This is a genomic window from Solwaraspora sp. WMMD406, from assembly GCF_029626025.1.
GTDB lineage: Bacteria > Actinomycetota > Actinomycetes > Mycobacteriales > Micromonosporaceae > Micromonospora_E.
In genome coordinates, this window is record NZ_JARUBF010000001.1 from 4,025,125 (window position 1) to 4,042,293 (window position 17,169).

The 17,169-nt window shown below is 70.7% G+C and carries 9 protein-coding genes and 2 CRISPR repeat arrays (2 of these 11 cut by a window edge); of the genes, 7 read left to right on the top strand and 2 right to left on the bottom strand.

Translation table 11 applies throughout. The annotated features are described in order from the left end of the window. Positions 1–6,471: direct repeats of the CRISPR family, unit length 29 nt; unit sequence CTGCTCCCCGCGCACGCGGGGATGGTCCC; it begins 340 nt to the left of the window's first position. Between the two features lie 39 nt (positions 6,472–6,510). Continuing rightward, a complete protein-coding gene (locus O7632_RS17705) occupies positions 6,511–7,185 on the bottom strand; it encodes a hypothetical protein (RefSeq protein ID WP_278115740.1) in 675 nt (224 codons plus the stop codon). Positions 7,186–7,306: 121 nt separating this feature from the next. Continuing rightward, on the bottom strand, positions 7,307–10,162 hold the full coding sequence (gene cas3, locus O7632_RS17710; protein ID WP_278115742.1) for a CRISPR-associated helicase Cas3': 2,856 nt from the start codon (positions 10,160–10,162) through the stop codon (positions 7,307–7,309). A gap of 302 nt (positions 10,163–10,464) precedes the next feature. On the opposite strand from cas3, the gene casA reads away from it, so the two are divergent. The 7 genes from casA to cas2e are packed head-to-tail and all read left to right on the top strand — an operon-like array spanning position 10,465 to position 16,628. Then, positions 10,465–12,114, top strand: a complete 1,650-nt coding sequence (gene casA / locus O7632_RS17715; RefSeq protein ID WP_278115744.1) for a type I-E CRISPR-associated protein Cse1/CasA — start codon at positions 10,465–10,467, stop codon at positions 12,112–12,114. Beyond that, a complete protein-coding gene (gene casB / locus O7632_RS17720) occupies positions 12,111–12,743 on the top strand; it encodes a type I-E CRISPR-associated protein Cse2/CasB (RefSeq protein WP_278115746.1) in 633 nt (210 codons plus the stop codon). The genes casA and casB overlap by 4 nt, the downstream gene beginning before the upstream one ends. Beyond that, entirely contained in the window at positions 12,740–13,882 is a 1,143-nt protein-coding gene (gene cas7e / locus O7632_RS17725) for a type I-E CRISPR-associated protein Cas7/Cse4/CasC (protein ID WP_278115748.1), read from the top strand. Before casB ends, cas7e begins: the two co-directional genes overlap by 4 nt. Beyond that, positions 13,882–14,577 (top strand): type I-E CRISPR-associated protein Cas5/CasD, encoded by a 696-nt coding sequence (gene cas5e, locus O7632_RS17730; protein WP_278115750.1) that lies wholly within the window; start codon positions 13,882–13,884, stop codon positions 14,575–14,577. The genes cas7e and cas5e overlap by 1 nt, the downstream gene beginning before the upstream one ends. A gap of 7 nt (positions 14,578–14,584) precedes the next feature. Next, positions 14,585–15,265 (top strand): type I-E CRISPR-associated protein Cas6/Cse3/CasE, encoded by a 681-nt coding sequence (cas6e, locus tag O7632_RS17735; RefSeq protein ID WP_278115752.1) that lies wholly within the window; start codon positions 14,585–14,587, stop codon positions 15,263–15,265. Further along, the gene (gene cas1e / locus O7632_RS17740) at positions 15,262–16,227 is read left to right on the top strand and encodes a type I-E CRISPR-associated endonuclease Cas1e (protein WP_278115753.1); all 966 of its coding nucleotides are present in this window, start codon (positions 15,262–15,264) and stop codon (positions 16,225–16,227) included. Before cas6e ends, cas1e begins: the two co-directional genes overlap by 4 nt. After that, positions 16,227–16,628 carry a type I-E CRISPR-associated endoribonuclease Cas2e gene (gene cas2e / locus O7632_RS17745; RefSeq protein WP_278115755.1) on the top strand — a complete coding sequence of 134 codons (402 nt, stop codon included), beginning with the start codon at positions 16,227–16,229 and terminating at the stop codon, positions 16,626–16,628. The genes cas1e and cas2e overlap by 1 nt, the downstream gene beginning before the upstream one ends. Positions 16,629–16,668: 40 nt before the next feature. Further along, positions 16,669–17,169: a CRISPR direct-repeat array (repeat unit 29 nt; unit sequence CTGCTCCCCGCGTACGCGGGGATGGTCCC) (it continues 626 nt past the right edge of the window).

Here is a 17,169-nt window from a genome sequence, read left to right on the forward strand (position 1 = left end):
CGCCCACCGACAGCCCCGCACTCGTTCTGCTCCCCGCGCACGCGGGGATGGTCCCACAGCGCTCCTCGATGAGGCCGAGGCCCGCTACTGCTCCCCGCGCACGCGGGGATGGTCCCTGTACGGCAGGCGCACCGCGAACCATGCCGCTCTGCTCCCCGCGCACGCGGGGATGGTCCCTCCATCCGCCCACCGACAGCCCCGCACTCGTTCTGCTCCCCGCGCACGCGGGGATGGTCCTGAGGACTCCGGTGATCCGGAGTACACCGCGAACTGCTCCCCGCGCACGCGGGGATGGTCCCTCCCGATTCCCGCCACGGCTGGTCTGCTGCTCCTGCTCCCCGCGCACGCGGGGATGGTCCCAGGAACACGAGCACGGCCATGTAGACCACCAGCTGCTCCCCGCGCACGCGGGGATGGTCCCAGCAGGAACTCAGCGCTGACGCGGTCGTCGGCCTGCTCCCCGCGCACGCGGGGATGGTCCCGGAATCGCAAGACGAATCGATGCCTTGTACGTCTGCTCCCCGCGCACGCGGGGATGGTCCCGAACCCCGCGAGTTCATCGCCCCCGACCCGCCCTGCTCCCCGCGCACGCGGGGATGGTCCCTGGGAAGCCGCGACCGCTCCGGGCCGGTCCATCTGCTCCCCGCGCACGCGGGGATGGTCCCGTCCTGCAGCGAGACAGCGGGTCCGGCTGGCACTGCTCCCCGCGCACGCGGGGATGGTCCCGTGATGCAGACCGCTCCGGACGACGTGGGTCGCTGCTCCCCGCGCACGCGGGGATGGTCCCGCGGCTGCGCTCGCCTCGGCAGACTTGAAGCCCTGCTCCCCGCGCACGCGGGGATGGTCCCCAGAACGCGGCGGCAACTTTCAAGCTCAAGCTCTGCTCCCCGCGCACGCGGGGATGGTCCCGTCTTACTGATCGCTTTGGTGCCCCGTTCGACCTGCTCCCCGCGCACGCGGGGATGGTCCCGGTGGCTCCGGATCGGGCCCGTAGTGCTTCCACTGCTCCCCGCGCACGCGGGGATGGTCCCGAGAATCGACCCGACGAAGGTGAGCCTGACTTCTGCTCCCCGCGCACGCGGGGATGGTCCCGCGACCAGGCCGAGACCTGCCGCAGCGGCGATCTGCTCCCCGCGCACGCGGGGATGGTCCCGCGATCGCGCCGGCCAGGATGCCCAGACCGGTCTGCTCCCCGCGCACGCGGGGATGGTCCCGGGCACGCACTCTGGTGCGACCCGGCTAGTTGCTGCTCCCCGCGCACGCGGGGATGGTCCCGGGCCGCCTCGCTCGTCGCCGCAGCGCGAGCACTGCTCCCCGCGCACGCGGGGATGGTCCCCCAACATGAAAAGCCGTGGGGTTTTGCTCACCCTGCTCCCCGCGCACGCGGGGATGGTCCCGTATCTGACATTGCCCGTTCCGGCCCGTACGGCTGCTCCCCGCGCACGCGGGGATGGTCCCTGGGGAACGTCGTCCTCCAATCTCCTCGGACCCTGCTCCCCGCGCACGCGGGGATGGTCCCGAATGGCAGCCTTGACGAGCGCATGCGGGCCGCTGCTCCCCGCGCACGCGGGGATGGTCCCGCATTGCAGAAACGTAGGCTCGCCTTCGATCCCTGCTCCCCGCGCACGCGGGGATGGTCCCGGCTCGCTGCCACTCATTCGGCTACTCCGTAGCTGCTCCCCGCGCACGCGGGGATGGTCCTCCAGCAACACCTTGCCGAACACGCGCCGGAGGCTGCTCCCCGCGCACGCGGGGATGGTCCCGGCTCATCCTGCGCGGATGTGCCGCGATGGCCCTGCTCCCCGCGCACGCGGGGATGGTCCCAACCCGGCGAGATGAGCCGCCCGTGAGGTGACCTGCTCCCCGCGCACGCGGGGATGGTCCCCGTGTGGGCTCGGACGGCCCGAAGAGAAAGCACTGCTCCCCGCGCACGCGGGGATGGTCCCCGCATCTTTTCGGGCTGCTGTTCTTCGGACACCTGCTCCCCGCGCACGCGGGGATGGTCCCGACCTGGTTCCAGGACCTGTGGGACGTGGTCTCTGCTCCCCGCGCACGCGGGGATGGTCCCGTCGTCGCCTGTCGCGCGGTCATGTCGGGGAACTGCTCCCCGCGCACGCGGGGATGGTCCCCGAGATGTGTTCGGGCTGAAATTCGCCCCGTGCTGCTCCCCGCGCACGCGGGGATGGTCCCTGGTGACCCGCCTCGGTCTGCAGCCGGATCAGCTGCTCCCCGCGCACGCGGGGATGGTCCCGGTGACGTTCGGCGGCGAGCTCGCCTACGAGCCTGCTCCCCGCGCACGCGGGGATGGTCCCAAACAGCTGCAGGCAGACCCGGTCGTCGGCCCCTGCTCCCCGCGCACGCGGGGATGGTCCCGCGCTCTACGAGGGCACCGCGCCGCTGCACTACTGCTCCCCGCGCACGCGGGGATGGTCCCAGTACCACCGAGAGATCACGACGCCTGACGCTCTGCTCCCCGCGCACGCGGGGATGGTCCCTGCAGGCCGCCTACGCCCGGCTCAAGGCCAAGCTGCTCCCCGCGCACGCGGGGATGGTCCCCTGTGGCCGCCGAAGCTGTCACCGGCCGCACCCTGCTCCCCGCGCACGCGGGGATGGTCCCCGGCACCGCCACGCTGGGTGTGGCCCGCCTGGCTGCTCCCCGCGCACGCGGGGATGGTCCCGAGATCAACGGCAAGCACCGAAAGCTGATGAACTGCTCCCCGCGCACGCGGGGATGGTCCTGGTGGTCAGCGCTGTGCTGGCCGCTGTGTTGGCTGCTCCCCGCGCACGCGGGGATGGTCCCTGCGGGCGCAGGTCGCCCGCCTGAGCCGGCAGCTGCTCCCCGCGCACGCGGGGATGGTCCCGTGAGACAACGCCCCTGGCGGCCGTCGTGTGGCTGCTCCCCGCGCACGCGGGGATGGTCCCTCGGCCAGGGCGTCGAGCGACTCGGCGCGGCCCTGCTCCCCGCGCACGCGGGGATGGTCCCTTGGTGGTGCCGCTCGCGGCCCTCAGCTTCTCCTGCTCCCCGCGCACGCGGGGATGGTCCCGCGATCGCGCCGGCCAGGATGCCCAGACCGGTCTGCTCCCCGCGCACGCGGGGATGGTCCCCAGATGGCGACGGTCATGAACGGCCTGCCGGCCTGCTCCCCGCGCACGCGGGGATGGTCCCGGATCCTTGCCCGTCCCCTTGGCGCCCCTCTTCTGCTCCCCGCGCACGCGGGGATGGTCCCCGGGCCGCCGCCACCATGTCCATGGCTCCGGCCTGCTCCCCGCGCACGCGGGGATGGTCCCGCCGGCACGATCCGCTCATAGGCGGCCCGCAACTGCTCCCCGCGCACGCGGGGATGGTCCCCGCGCGTTCAGCCCGGAGGAGCAGGGCCAGTGCTGCTCCCCGCGCACGCGGGGATGGTCCACACACCCCCACCCACGCCGGAGCCGCCGGTGAGCTGCTCCCCGCGCACGCGGGGATGGTCCGGTCCGAACGCGTTCGACTGCTCTGGACTGGTGCAATACGTCTGCTCCCCGCGCACGCGGGGATGGTCCCCCGCCGCCCGTCGTCCCCGGCCCACCCGCACCCTGCTCCCCGCGCACGCGGGGATGGTCCCGAAGCCGAGTTCGATCGGCTGGTGGCGCGGCTCTGCTCCCCGCGCACGCGGGGATGGTCCTACGTCGCCATCGTCGACGACCCGCCCGCCGACCTGCTCCCCGCGCACGCGGGGATGGTCCCCGGCCGACGACCTGCGGGAGGTCCGCAACCGCCTGCTCCCCGCGCACGCGGGGATGGTCCCGGGCAGCCGCCGGCGTGGCACGGGCTGGACGGCTGCTCCCCGCGCACGCGGGGATGGTCCCCGCGAGATCCCGATCGGTCGGGCCGGGCGTGCCTGCTCCCCGCGCACGCGGGGATGGTCCTCCGTACCGCCGTGACGGATTTCGTCAGTCGGTCTGCTCCCCGCGCACGCGGGGATGGTCCCCGCTGATCGACCAGATGCACCCGGCACCGGCACTGCTCCCCGCGCACGCGGGGATGGTCCCTTGATCCGCCCGGCTGCGTGTCGCCGTCTGGGCTGCTCCCCGCGCACGCGGGGATGGTCCCTGTCCCGAAGGGACAGCCACCGAGCGTAGCGACTGCTCCCCGCGTACGCGGGGATGGTCCCTGGGCAGCGCGCGGACTGCCCGGACTACTTGACTGCTCCCCGCGCACGCGGGGATGGTCCCATTTCCGGTGGTCGAGTAGCCGTATCTGACCGCTGCTCCCCGCGCACGCGGGGATGGTCCCCACGGGTGTTCGCGGTTCGGCGCGATGTCGTCCTGCTCCCTGCGCACGCGGGGATGGTCCGTACAAGCTCAAGATCGACGGGATCGTGGGGCCCTGCTCCCCGCGCACGCGGGGATGGTCCCGATCACGACACGCCGAGAGGACACGTCATGACCTGCTCCCCGCGCACGCGGGGATGGTCCCTGGGAGACGGCGTTGCGCAGGTTCAACGGCAGCTGCTCCCCGCGCACGCGGGGATGGTCCCGGATCGGCGCAGCTTGTCGACGTCCACAGTTGCTGCTCCCCGCGCACGCGGGGATGGTCCCGAAGACAAGCCCGGCGCGGCCGCGTTCGTCGGCTGCTCCCTGCGCACGCGGGGATGGTCCCCTGCCAGTTGAGCTCGGACCGGACCGGGTTCACTGCTCCCCGCGTACGCGGGGATGGTCCCGCTTGGCCCGCGCCAGCTGGATGACCCGCTCACTGCTCCCCGCGCACGCGGGGATGGTCCCGTCAAGACCTCGGACCTTCGGAAGTGCGTGCCCTGCTCCCCGCGCACGCGGGGATGGTCCCGCGCGGTCCTGTTCGCCGTGCTGGAACTGGCGCTGCTCCCCGCGCACGCGGGGATGGTCCCTGTCCCTCGAGTGAGGTGCCGTGGAGATCGAGCTGCTCCCCGCGCACGCGGGGATGGTCCCCCGCTCGGCGACCCGCTGGCCGTGTCGATCACCTGCTCCCCGCGCACGCGGGGATGGTCCCATGATGATCCAGTCCCTGTGTCGTCTCATCGACCTGCTCCCCGCGCACGCGGGGATGGTCCCGTTCCGCCGGTTTCGCGGCCCTGTTCGTAGGCCTGCTCCCCGCGCACGCGGGGATGGTCCCGCGAGTGAGGCGTCACGTTAGCGGTAGCGGGCCTGCTCCCCGCGCACGCGGGGATGGTCCCACTGTGCCGACGAGGTACTCCATGTACAGCTCCTGCTCCCCGCGCACGCGGGGATGGCCCCTCGATGTCGGCGCCGCACGTCTGGCAGCGGCCCTGCTCCCCGCGCACGCGGGGATGGTCCCTGGCCGAACTGCTGCCCCGGGGCAACCCTGACCTGCTCCCCGCGCACGCGGGGATGGTCCCACCTCCCGTGGCCGCCGGAGCGTCCAGCGGCCCTGCTCCCCGCGCACGCGGGGATGGTCCCGCTGACCGTCGTCCGCCGCAAAACTCAAGATCCTGCTCCCCGCGCACGCGGGGATGGTCCCGGCCGCGTCCGCGCCCCCGCGACGGCCAGCTCCTGCTCCCCGCGCACGCGAGGATGGTCCCTCCAGGGAGTCACACGTCAGCGTCGGGCTTCCCTGCTCCCCGCGCACGCGGGGATGGTCCCTGATCGCGGAGCTTGACGCGTCGGCAACGATGCTGCTCCCCGCGCACGCGGGGATGGTCCCCCCCGTTGACTCCGGAACTGATCGCGGAGCTTCTGCTCCCCGCGCACGCGGGGATGGTCCCTTCCGGTCCGCCTCGGTCTCTGGCTTCCCGTCCTGCTCCCCGCGCACGCGGGGATGGTCCCGGGCCGCGTACCTGCGCGGCTACGAAACGGGCCTGCTCCTCGCGCACGCGGGGAAGGTCCCGGAGACCCCAATGGACGTAACGATCCCCGCAGCTGCTCCCCGCGCACGCGGGGATGGTCCGCAAGCCGCGTCGGCGACCGGTCAGAGTGTGCTCTGCTCCCCGCGCACGCGGGGATGGTCCCCGCGCTGCGGCACTCGGCGGTGTGGGCATGCCCTGCTCCCCGCGCACGCGGGGATGGTCCCGCCCCTGATCCGATGGACCCTCGCGCAACCCTCTGCTCCCCGCGCACGCGGGGATGGTCCCGCCCTGGCAAAGCCGCGAGCCTCGGCGTCGGCCTGCTCCCCGCGCACGCGGGGATGGTCCCCGCCACCGTCGCCTGTCGTCAATCGGTCACGCCTGCTCCCCGCGCACGCGGGGGTGGTCCCGACCGGGTCCGACGCCTCGTAGGCGTCTCCGGCTGCTCCCCGCGCACGCGGGGATGGTCCCTGATCGAGGGTGCCGGCGAGCAACTGCGCCCCCTGCTCCCCGCGCACGCGGGGGATAGTCCCAGCCAGCCGGTCAGCCGGATGACGCAGCTTGACTGCTCCCCGCGCACGCGGGGATGGTCCCCGCCCGGCGACCTCTCGGTCGTTGTGGACATACTGCTCCCTGCGTACGCGGGGATGTTTCCGCTCGTACCCAGCTGGCCGCCGTCGATGATCGCTTGTACCTACTGCTGCGGTAGCAGTTGCAGGAAGCAGTAGCCATCCGAGTACTGCGTTCCTGCGTACGTGCCGATCACCCGGATGCAGTGGTCGCGCTGCCAGAGGTCCACGTCGCCGGTGCTGAGGACGAAGCGGTGCTTGGCCCAACCTCGGGCCTGATCGCGCACCACGCCGGTGTCCTGAGCCTTGATTCCGTCATGACGCCAGCCCGGCGCGAGGATCTCACTGCCCGAGTCGTACATGCTGACCTCGGTGATGGTCTGTCCCACCGCGCAGTAATAGATCATCGTCCAAAAGGTGTAGAGCGGGTCGCCGGCCGCCGAACTCCGCGAGTCCCAGCCTCTGGCGTACCAGCAGCCGTCAACGAGCGTGCCGAAGCGGTCGGGGCTGCGGCCGGCGTCGGCGTTGGCCCGCGCGACGGCGTCCGCCGCGACGACCTCGACGGAGACGGCGGACTCCGTCGGGAGCATCCGCCGGTCGAACACCGCCCGGTCTGCTGCCGACAAGCTGCGGTACGCCGCCGCCGGGTCTTCGGCGTCCAGCACCCGCGCCACGACGCTGCCGGAGAAACCGCCGGTGGGTGCGCCGGACGCTGGATGTGCGGTGCAAAGTGTCAACGTGACAACGGCAAGAGCCGCGATGACGGAACTTCGACCAGCGGTCAGACTCCTGATGCTCATCGACGCCTCTCCTCTACCGATAGTGGGGGAGCGGCGCATCTGTGAGTCCCGGTAGCGCCAATCCTGCGCCGCAGACCATTCCACGCTACGTCCCATCCGACCCGTCCACAATGGGCCGCACTCAGGGATTCGTCAGCTGATCCACCTTGGTGACGGTCAGGCCGTTGTCGTTGTCGTAGTGCAGGTCGAAGCCGGCGATCCGGGTGCGCCCGGTGTCGTCGATGTCGAGCACGAGCTGTTCCGAAAGCCAGTGCGACTGCTCCCAGGCGCGGAAGTAGTTGCGGGCTTCGAGTTCGTCGATCACCGTGTCGATGCTGCCCGTCATCGCCTTCGGCATGGCCAGGGTGCAGCGGGCGATCGTGCGGGCCAGCCGGCCGTCCGGAACCATCTCGGTCGGCACCTCCCGGCCTTGGTCATCCGGCAGCCAACCCGGGATGTGCAGCCGGCCGTCTCGGCGTACCAGGAGAATCACCTCCAGGCTCTCGGCGGAGTCGGCGCGGACGTGACCACGGCCGCGTGCGTCGTTACCGCCCGCGTCGGCGTCGCCGATGTGCGCGTTGAGCCAGCCGAGCAGGGAATCGCCGTTGGCCGCCACCGGACTGATTCGGAAGGTGTCGGCCTTCGCCTGGTGCTGTTGGCGCTTCTTCTCGGCGGCTTCGTCAGCCTCCCGTAGCGCGGGATGCCACTCGGCCGGCCCGACCAGCGCGGGAGCGTAGGCGGTCTGCACCAGCGTCGGGATGTCCTCCGGCAGACGTACCGGCACGTCACCGTCCAGATGCGGCCACAGCACCCCGGCGGCCCGCCACAACGCGGACCGGCCGTAGACGATCCGGGACCCCTGCACCGGCTCCGGCGGGCTGGTCGACCAGTCGGCACCGGTGACGAAGCAGCGCGCCGCGTTCAGATGCGCCGGACGGGTCCGGTGATGCCGGTGCAGCCGGCCCATCCGCTGCAGCAGCAGGTCGACCGGGGCAAGGTCGGTAACCAAAAGGTCGAAGTCGATGTCCAGGGAGACCTCCACGACCTGGCTGGCGACCACGACGTACCGCTGCGGCCGGTCGGCCGCCCGGCTCGGCGGACCGAACGTGTCCAGCAGCCACCGGTCCTTCGCCGCCCGATCCGGAGCCAGGAAGCGGGAATGCGCCACGAACACCGGAATGTCGCCGCCGAAGCGTTGCCGCAGTGCCGCCGCCGTCTCCTGGACCCGCCGTACGGTGTTGCGGACCACCAGCGCGCAGCCACCCGGCCGGATCTCCGCGTCGAGCAGATCCGCCAGATGATCGACATCGTCGTCGAGTCGGCTCACCCGCACCGACACCGCCCGGCCCGAGGACGCCGTCGTCGTCACCACCGGAACGCGGTCCGCGCCGGACGCGCTGATCACCGGGTAGCCGATGTCACCGGCCAGGCACGCGTACGGATCTGGTCCGGTGGGTTGCGGGGGGCGCGGACGTCCGCGTTTGGTCGGTTGCGCGAGCCGGCCGTCGTCGTAGGCCTGCATCATCTCCCGCCGTCGCTGGGCCGGCAGCGTCGCGGACAGCACGATCACCGGCACCCGGTACGCCGCCAGCCACTGCAACGCCCGGTCCAGGAACTGACTCATGTGCACGTCGTAGGCGTGCGCCTCGTCGATGACGACGACCTTGCCGGCCAGGCCGAGATGGCGCAGCACGATGTAGCGCGCCTTCAACGCCATGAACAGCAGCTGGTCGATGGTGCCGATCACGAAGTCGGACAGCAGGATCTTCTTCCGGGACGCCAACCACCGGTGGACGGCCAGATCGACGCCCGCTTCGTCCATCCCGATCGAGCTGGGACGTCGGTTCATCCGCAGAGCACCGTACTCGTCGTTGAAGCTCGACTTGCCGTGCGCGAGCGCGACTCCGTACGCGCCCCGTCCGGTGTCAACATCCGGTAGCCGCTCCAGCCAGGACAGGCCGCGCGACAGCATCGCGTCGCTGGTCGCCCGGGTCGGCAGGGCGATGAAGCAGCCCGACGCGCCGAACCGGGCGGCGAGGATCTCCACGGCGGCCAGCGCGGCCTCGGTCTTGCCGTCACCCATCGGCGCCTCGACGATCATCAGACCCGGTGTCGTCATCTGCCGGGCCCGCGCGATGACGGCCTGTTGCACCGGGTACGCCGACGCGCCGGCCGGCAGACCGAACCGTGTCGCGATCATCTCGTCGGGGGAGTGGGTGGTCTCGGTGGGACGCCACGGCGACGGCAGATCGAGTTCGTCCCAGGCCCGGCTGACCCGGTCGACGTCGGCGGCGTAGGTCGTCGGGAACCACTCCTGGTTGCTGGCGATCCAGTCGGCGACCACGACGATGCCGGTCAGCAGCGCCTGCACCGGCTGCGGCAGTGCCACGTACCGCCAGGCGGTCAACCGGTCTCGGGCATCGAGCCGGTCGGTCATCCAGTCCAGCAGCTCCCGCTGCACCTGCGGCCACGTCCCGGTGCCGAGCAGGAACGGCCGGCGGCGGGCATCGTCGAGATCACTGTTCGACGGCGGTACGCCGTGATGGCCACCGACGACGATGGCGAAGGTGCTCGCCGCGTTCGGTGCCCAGCCGAAGGTGTCGACGAGCCAGTCCTGCAGCAGGATGTGTCCGGCGAGCGCGTGCGGAGCGCATTGCCGATCCGCCTTGACCCGGGCGTCGAAGGTCAGCCCGTGTCGCTTCATCCGGTCGGCGAGTCGGGGCACCTGGCAGGCGAACGCGGGTGTGCACTTGCCGATGTCATGCAGGCCGGCCAGCCAGGCGACCAGCAGCCGTCCGTCGGTGTCGCCGCCCGGAAGCGCGGAGCTGATCCGCCGCCGTACGGCGTCGTTGAGCCAGTGGTCCCACAACAGTTCGGCTACCGCCGCCGCGTCGGCGAGGTGCCGCCACAGCGGCAGCCACCCCGGACCGTGCTCGCTGGTCTTGCCCCAAGCCGACGACGCGGCGTCGCTCAACTCGACTGTCCGAGATGTAGTCACGGCCGTTCATTAAAGCAGCGGTACGACGACCCGCTGTCGCCGATGTCGACGGGAGAACTCCACCGATCGGCCGACCAGCTGTCGGACAAGCGACCATTTTGTGCGCCCTGCTGTCCTGAATCGCTTTCACGACGAGTGGAGATTAGCAATCTAATCGATGAATGTTCCCTGCTCAGGGGCTTTGGCTGCCTCCAATGCGACGGCGACTCGCATTTAGAAGATCAAGTTCAACTTGTCGGAGGCGGGAAGTATGGTCCCGATCCATGTCGGCACGTGGTGCCGGACGACGATGGGAACCCCCAATGTCCTTTGATCTTGTGCATCGGCCGTGGCTGCTGGTGCAGCAGCTCGACGGTCGGGTAGTGGAAGTGTCGCTGGCCGACGCCTTCCGGCAGGCGCACACCCTGCGGCGGATCGCCGGCGACGTGCCCACACAGGAGTTTGCCCTGCTGCGGCTGCTGCTTGCCGTACTGCACTGTGCCATCGACGGGCCGGACACCGACCGGTGGGCCGAGCTGTGGCAGGCCCCCGAGCTGCCCGCCGACGACATCGTCCGCTACCTCGACACCCGCCGTGACCGGTTCGACCTGCTGCACCCGACGACCCCGTTCTACCAAGTCGCCGACCTGCGAACCAGCAAGGACGAGGTCTTCGGCCTGGAACGGCTGATCGCCGACGTGCCGAGCGGATCACCGCTGTTCACCGCGCGATCCGGTGCCGCGCTACGCCGGATCACCCCCGCCGAAGCCGCCCGCTGGCTGGTGCACGCCCACGCGTACGACGTCTCCGGCATCAAGTCCGGGGCGGCCGGTGACAACCGCGTCAAAGGCGGAAAGGTGTATCCACTCGGGATAGGATTCGCCGGCTCCCTCGGTGGCGTCTTCGTCGAAGGTGACACCCTGCGCGAAACGCTGCTGCTCAACCTGGTGTCGTACGACCTGCCCGCCCTGCGCGTCGACGCCGATGACGCGCCCGCCTGGGAGCTGGACCCACTCGGACCCGCCGAACAGGACGATCTTCGGCCACGGGGACTGCTGCGCCTCTACACCTGGCAGTCCCGGCGCATCCGCCTCTTCGGCGACGCGGACGGCATCACCGGTGTCGTGCTGGCCTACGGCGACCGGCTCAGCCCGCGTGACCTGCACCAACGTGAGCCGCTGACGGCCTGGCGACGCAGCCCCGCCCAAGAAAAGCTGCACAAGACCGTACCCGTGTATCTGCCCAGCACGCACACCCCCGGCCGCGCCATCTGGCGCGGACTCGGCGCGATGCTGCCCGGCACCGCCGGCCGAGGCCGAGGCGGCGAACCGGCGGCCAACCTCGACCCCATGATCCTGGAATGGATCAGCGCCGCCGCCAACCAGCGGCTGCTCGACCGCCGACACATTCGGCTCCGCGCGATCGGAGCCGTCTACGGCACCCAACAGTCAGTCATCGACGACATCGTCGACGACGCGGTAACCATGCCGGTGCGGGCCATCACCGAGCCGGAAGCCGCCGCCGAGGTGCAGGCCGCCGCACACGACGCCGACCAGGGCGTACGGGCGCTCGTCGCACTCGCCCGCGACCTGCTGCGCGCCGCCGGTGTCCGCGACGACAGACGGACCGACGGTGTCCGCGACGAAACGACCGCCGAGGCGTACGGCGCCCTCGACCAGCGGTTCCGCGACTGGCTCCGGGACCTCACCGACGGCGTCGACCTGGCCGCTGCCCGAACCGCCTGGCAGACGCAGGTCGCCACCACGCTGCGGCGACTCGCAGAGCGGATGGTCGCCGACGCCGGACCTGCCGCCTGGGCCGGACGCGACATCGACGGCACCCTGCTCAACAGCTCCCGAGCCGAGGTCTGGTTCCGGATCCAGCTGGCGAAAGCGCTGCCGCTGGCCAACCAGACCCGGCAGAGCACAGCCGGATCCACCAACCCGACGCAGGAGGAAGCGGCCCTGACATGAGCCAGACCAGTACACCCACCCGGGCTTCCGCCCGACTACGCACCCCCTTCGGTAACGACGTTGCCGCGACAGTCGTTCGACTCCAGACCGGTTACCTCAAGGAGTTGCCCGCCGCCATCGCCTCCCTCGCCCGGCTCCGCGCCGCCGCCGGCACCCTCGCCGGATCCCGGCTCGACATCCTCAGCGACACCGCCGTGGACACCAAGTTCTTGTCGCCGCGCGTCGAAGACGACCCGGAGCCGGTCGAGCACGCCAAACACGCCGCCCTCACCCTCTACGCCGTGCACCAGCAGTCCAACCGCGAGCGTGGCATGCACCGCGACGGGTTCGGGTTCGGCCAGGCGGTGGCGCTGCTCGCCAAAGAAAGCAGCAGCCCGGACGCCGTACGTCGCCGATTCGTCGCCGTGGGCACGGCCGTGACGTTCACCGAAGCGCTGCACCACTGCCGAGGCCTGGTGCGGCTGCTGCGCGACAAACGCATCGCCCTCGACTACGGCCTGTTCGCCGACGACCTCCGCACCTTCCAGACGCCCGGCGGGCCGGACACGGTCCGCTCCCGATGGGGCCGCGAATACCACCGCATCCACACCGACAAAGCAGACAGCAACCTCTCGGAGGACCAGCCATGACCCGCACCCTGATCGACATCCACATCCTGCAGACCGTCCCGCCGAGCAACCTCAACCGGGACGACACCGGATCCCCCAAGACCGCCATCTACGGCGGGAAGCGCCGCGCCCGGGTCTCCAGCCAGGCGTGGAAGCGCGCCACCCGCAACGAGTTCGACAAGCTGCTCGACCGCGCCGAACTGGGGGAGCGGACCAAGCGGCTCGGTGAATCACTCGGCGAACTGATCGCCGCACAGGCACCGGACCTCGCCGAGCAAAAGCTCGACCTCGCCACCAAGGCGCTGACCGCGCTCGGACTGGTCAAGGCCGGCAAAGCCAAGGCGGGTAAGAGCAAGAGCGACGACGGCACTATCCCCGCCGCCGAGTCCGACTACCTCGTGTTCCTCAGCCACCGGCAACTCGACGCGATCGCCGCCCACGCTGTCGCCGCCCACCGCGACGGCAAAGAACCAGACGGCAAGACGCTCAAGAAGCTGGCGAACCAAGAGCACTCCATCGACATCGCGCTGTTCGGCCGGATGCTCGCCGACCTGTCCGATGTCAACGTCGACGCCGCCGTCCAGGTCGCCCACGCCATCAGCGTGCACGCCGTCAACAACGAGTTCGACTACTACACGGCGGTCGACGACCGCAAAGACGACGCCAACGAACAGGGTGCCGGCATGATCGGCACCGTCGAATTCAACTCGTCCACCCTCTACCGGTACGCCACCCTCGACGTCGACCGGCTCAACGACAACCTCGGCGACCAGACCGCCACCAGGCGAGCCGTCGACGCCTTCCTCACCGCGTTCGCCAAGAGCATGCCGACCGGCAAACAGAACACCTTCGCCAACCGGACCCTGCCCGACGCCGTGATCGTCCGCCTCCGCGACACCCAGCCGATCAACTTCGTCGGCGCGTACGAGAAGGTTGTCGAGTACGACGCAGCCACCGGACGCGTCAGCGAAGCCGCAGAGCGGCTCGCCGATTACGCCGCAGCCGTCGAAGACACCTACGGCGAGCAGCCGATCCGGGCCTGGGTCAGCCGCGTCGGCGACCACACCAAGGCCCTCGACACCCTCGGCGACGTCGTGCCCTTCGCCGACCTCGTGACCGCCGTCGCCGACGAGGTCGCCGTCCGGCTCGGCAAAGAATGATGGACACGCTACTGCTGCGGCTCGCCGGACCACTGCAAGCGTGGGGAGCCAGCAGCCGATTCGTCCACCGAGGCACCGAGATCGCCCCCACCAAGAGCGGCGTCATCGGCATGCTCGCCGCAGCCAAAGGAATCCGGCGCACCGAACCACTGACCGAACTGCTCGGCCTCAGCTTCGCCGTACGCCTTGACCAGCCCGGCACCGTCGTCCGCGACTTCCAGACCGCACGCCGCCTCGACGGCCAAGCCCTGCCCCTGTCGTACCGCAACTACCTCAGCGACGCCGCCTTCGTCGCGGCCGTCGGCGGCGACGCTGACCTGGTCACCGGGCTGCACGACGCGCTCCGCCGGCCACAGTTCCCGCTTTACCTCGGCCGGCGGTCCTGCCCACCCGTGCTGCCGGTCAGCCTCGGCGTCCACCCCGGCACCCCGGTCGACGTCCTACGGCAACACAGGTGGGAAGCGTCCGACTGGCACCGCAAGTCCCACCGGGCGGCCACCGTACGGCTGGAGATTCTCCGCGACGCCGACCCCGCCGACCCGGTCACCGAGACGCTGCGCGACGAACCGGTCAGCTTCGACCCCACCTACCGCCAGCACGGCTGGCGCCTCGTCGTCCGGGAACACGTCGAGCTGCCGCACCCCGACCTCGGGGCGGCTCGCATCCCCAGCCACGACCCCATTGCAATCCTGTGAGGCTGACATGTACCTGACCCGATTTCGCTTCAACCGGGCACGCCGTGACAGCCGACGACTCCTCGGCTCGCCGCAGGTCATGCACGCGGCAGTCATGGCCAGCTTCCCGCAGCACACCGACCACACCCGCGACCACGCCCGCGCCCTGTGGCGACTCGACACCACCGACAACCAGCCGGTGCTCTACATCGTCAGCCCCGGCCGACCAGACCTCACCCACCTCGTCGAGCAGGCCGGCTGGCCCACCACCGACGAGAAATGGCTGACCCGACCGTACGGTGGCTTCCTCGACCAGCTCGCACCCGGCCAGCAATGGGCGTTCCGCCTCACCGCCAACCCGGTCCACAACGGCCGGCCCAAAGACCCCACGGCCGACACCAAGCGGTACGGGCACGTCACCGTGGCACAGCAGACGCAGTGGCTGCTGCAACGAGCGGAACGTCACGGATTCGCGGTCGTGGCCGGAGCCAGCGGAGAACCCAACCTCATGCTGCACCACCAGAGCACCCACAGCTTCGGCCGACGCGGGGGAGACCGCCCCGTCACCCTGCGGACCGCCACCTACGACGGCGTACTCGAAGTGGTCGACCCCGACGCGCTGCGGCGCATGCTGACCGCCGGAATCGGACACGCCAAGGCGTACGGCTGCGGGTTGATGACCCTCGCCCCCGCCAACGCCGCCCGATGAAGATCCCCGGCGTACCGCCACCGGAGCTGCCCGACCTGGTCCGCGCGCAGGACCGGATCAGCTTCCTCTACCGCGACCGGTGCGTCATCCACCGCGACAGCAACGCGATCACCGCCACCGACGCCAAGGGGACGGTGCACATTCCCGCCGCCAGCCTCGGAGTCCTGCTACTCGGGCCGGGTACCTCGGTCAGTCACCAGGCGATAGCGCTGCTCGCCGACAACGGTGCCACCGTGGTCTGGGTCGGCGAGCACGGCGTCCGCTACTACGCCCACGGCCGGTCGCTGGCCCGATCCAGCCGGCTGCTCATCGCGCAGGCCGCCGCCGTCTCCCACCGGGACCGGCGGCTCGCCGTCGCCCGCGCCATGTACGACATGCGCTTCCCCGACGAGGACACCGGCAAGCTGACCATGCAACAGCTGCGGGGGAGGGAAGGGGCGAGAGTCCGGCGGACCTACCGCGAGCATGCCCGGCGGACCAAGGTGACCTGGACCCACCGGGACTACGACCCGGACAACTTCACCGGCTCCGACCCGATCAATCAGGCGCTGTCCGCCGCGCACGTCTGCCTGTACGGCGTCGTCCACGCCGTCATCGTCGCGCTCGGCGCGGCACCCGGCCTCGGCTTCATCCACACCGGGCACGAGCGATCGTTCGTCTACGACATCGCCGACCTGTACAAAGCCGAGATCACCATCCCGACCGCGTTCGACGTCGTCGCCAATGGATCCGTCGACGTCCCCGGCGACACCCGGCGAGCCGTCCGGGACAAGATCTTCGAACTCGATCTTCTCGACCGGTGCGCGGGAGACATTCGTAGGCTGCTCCTACCCAGATCAGAGGTTGACGGCGACGGTTGGGGACATGACTTCGCCGACGACGTCGTCAACCTGTGGGACGAGTCCGGAGCGGAAATGCCGAGCGGGATCAACTACGCGGACGAGTACGAGGTCGACTTCTGATGGTCGTCATCGTCCTCACCGCCTGCCCTGCCGGTCTACGTGGGCACCTCACACAGTGGCTGCTGGAGATATCGGCCGGGGTGTACGTCGGACACGTCACCGCGCGGGTCCGTGACCGACTCTGGGGCAGAGTCGTCGAACTCGCCGGACCAGGCAGGGCACTGATGGTCTATCAGGTACGTGGCGAGCAGCGGCTCTCCTTCAAGGTGCACGACCATCACTGGCAACCGGTCGACTTCGACGGCATCATGCTCATGCGTCGACCGGCGGACCCAGCTGCCGTGTCCGTCGGGCCGCCGCCCTCAGGCTGGAGCAAGGCGTCCAAGCGGCGACGGTTCGGCCGACGCGGCTCCACCCCGTCGTCGCAACCGACCGGCCAGGAGCAGAACCAAAGTGAATGAAAACCGCGCTGTGAGCCCGTAAATCCGCAGGTCAACAAGTCTGCTCCCCGCGTACGCGGGGATGGTCCCCCGGAACGGACCGCCCGTGAGGACCGTATCGCCTGCTCCCCGCGTACGCGGGGATGGTCCCGGGACCCGGCAGGGTGATGTATCCGAACTCGACTGCTCCCCGCGTACGCGGGGATGGTCCCGCGCGGCTGAGCAGGACCGGCGGGACAAGGTCCTGCTCCCCGCGTACGCGGGGATGGTCCCTCGAACGCGAAGTTCTTCAAGGACGAGGGACACTGCTCCCCGCGTACGCGGGGATGGTCCCAGTCCGCCTGGGCGGACGACCACCTCGTTGTCCTGCTCCCCGCGTACGCGGGGATGGTCCTGGTTCCAACGCCAGGACGTCGTGATCGACGTCCTGCTCCCCGCGTACGCGGGGATGGTCCCAGGGCCATCGCGTCCGCCTCCGACCCGTCGTTCTGCTCCCCGCGTACGCGGGGATGGTCCCTGGTGGCCCGGCGACGACGTCGGGTACGACCTCTGCTCCCCGCGT

Excerpts from the sequence above, each read along its gene's own strand:
- O7632_RS17705 (WP_278115740.1), bottom strand. The coding sequence starts at position 7,185 with ATGAGCATCAGGAGTCTGACCGCTGGTCGAAGTTCCGTCATCGCGGCT.
- casA (WP_278115744.1), top strand. The coding sequence starts at position 10,465 with ATGTCCTTTGATCTTGTGCATCGGCCGTGGCTGCTGGTGCAGCAGCTC.
- casB (WP_278115746.1), top strand. The coding sequence starts at position 12,111 with ATGAGCCAGACCAGTACACCCACCCGGGCTTCCGCCCGACTACGCACC.
- cas7e (WP_278115748.1), top strand. The coding sequence starts at position 12,740 with ATGACCCGCACCCTGATCGACATCCACATCCTGCAGACCGTCCCGCCG.
- cas5e (WP_278115750.1), top strand. The coding sequence starts at position 13,882 with ATGGACACGCTACTGCTGCGGCTCGCCGGACCACTGCAAGCGTGGGGA.
- cas6e (WP_278115752.1), top strand. The coding sequence starts at position 14,585 with ATGTACCTGACCCGATTTCGCTTCAACCGGGCACGCCGTGACAGCCGA.
- cas1e (WP_278115753.1), top strand. The coding sequence starts at position 15,262 with ATGAAGATCCCCGGCGTACCGCCACCGGAGCTGCCCGACCTGGTCCGC.
- cas2e (WP_278115755.1), top strand. The coding sequence starts at position 16,227 with ATGGTCGTCATCGTCCTCACCGCCTGCCCTGCCGGTCTACGTGGGCAC.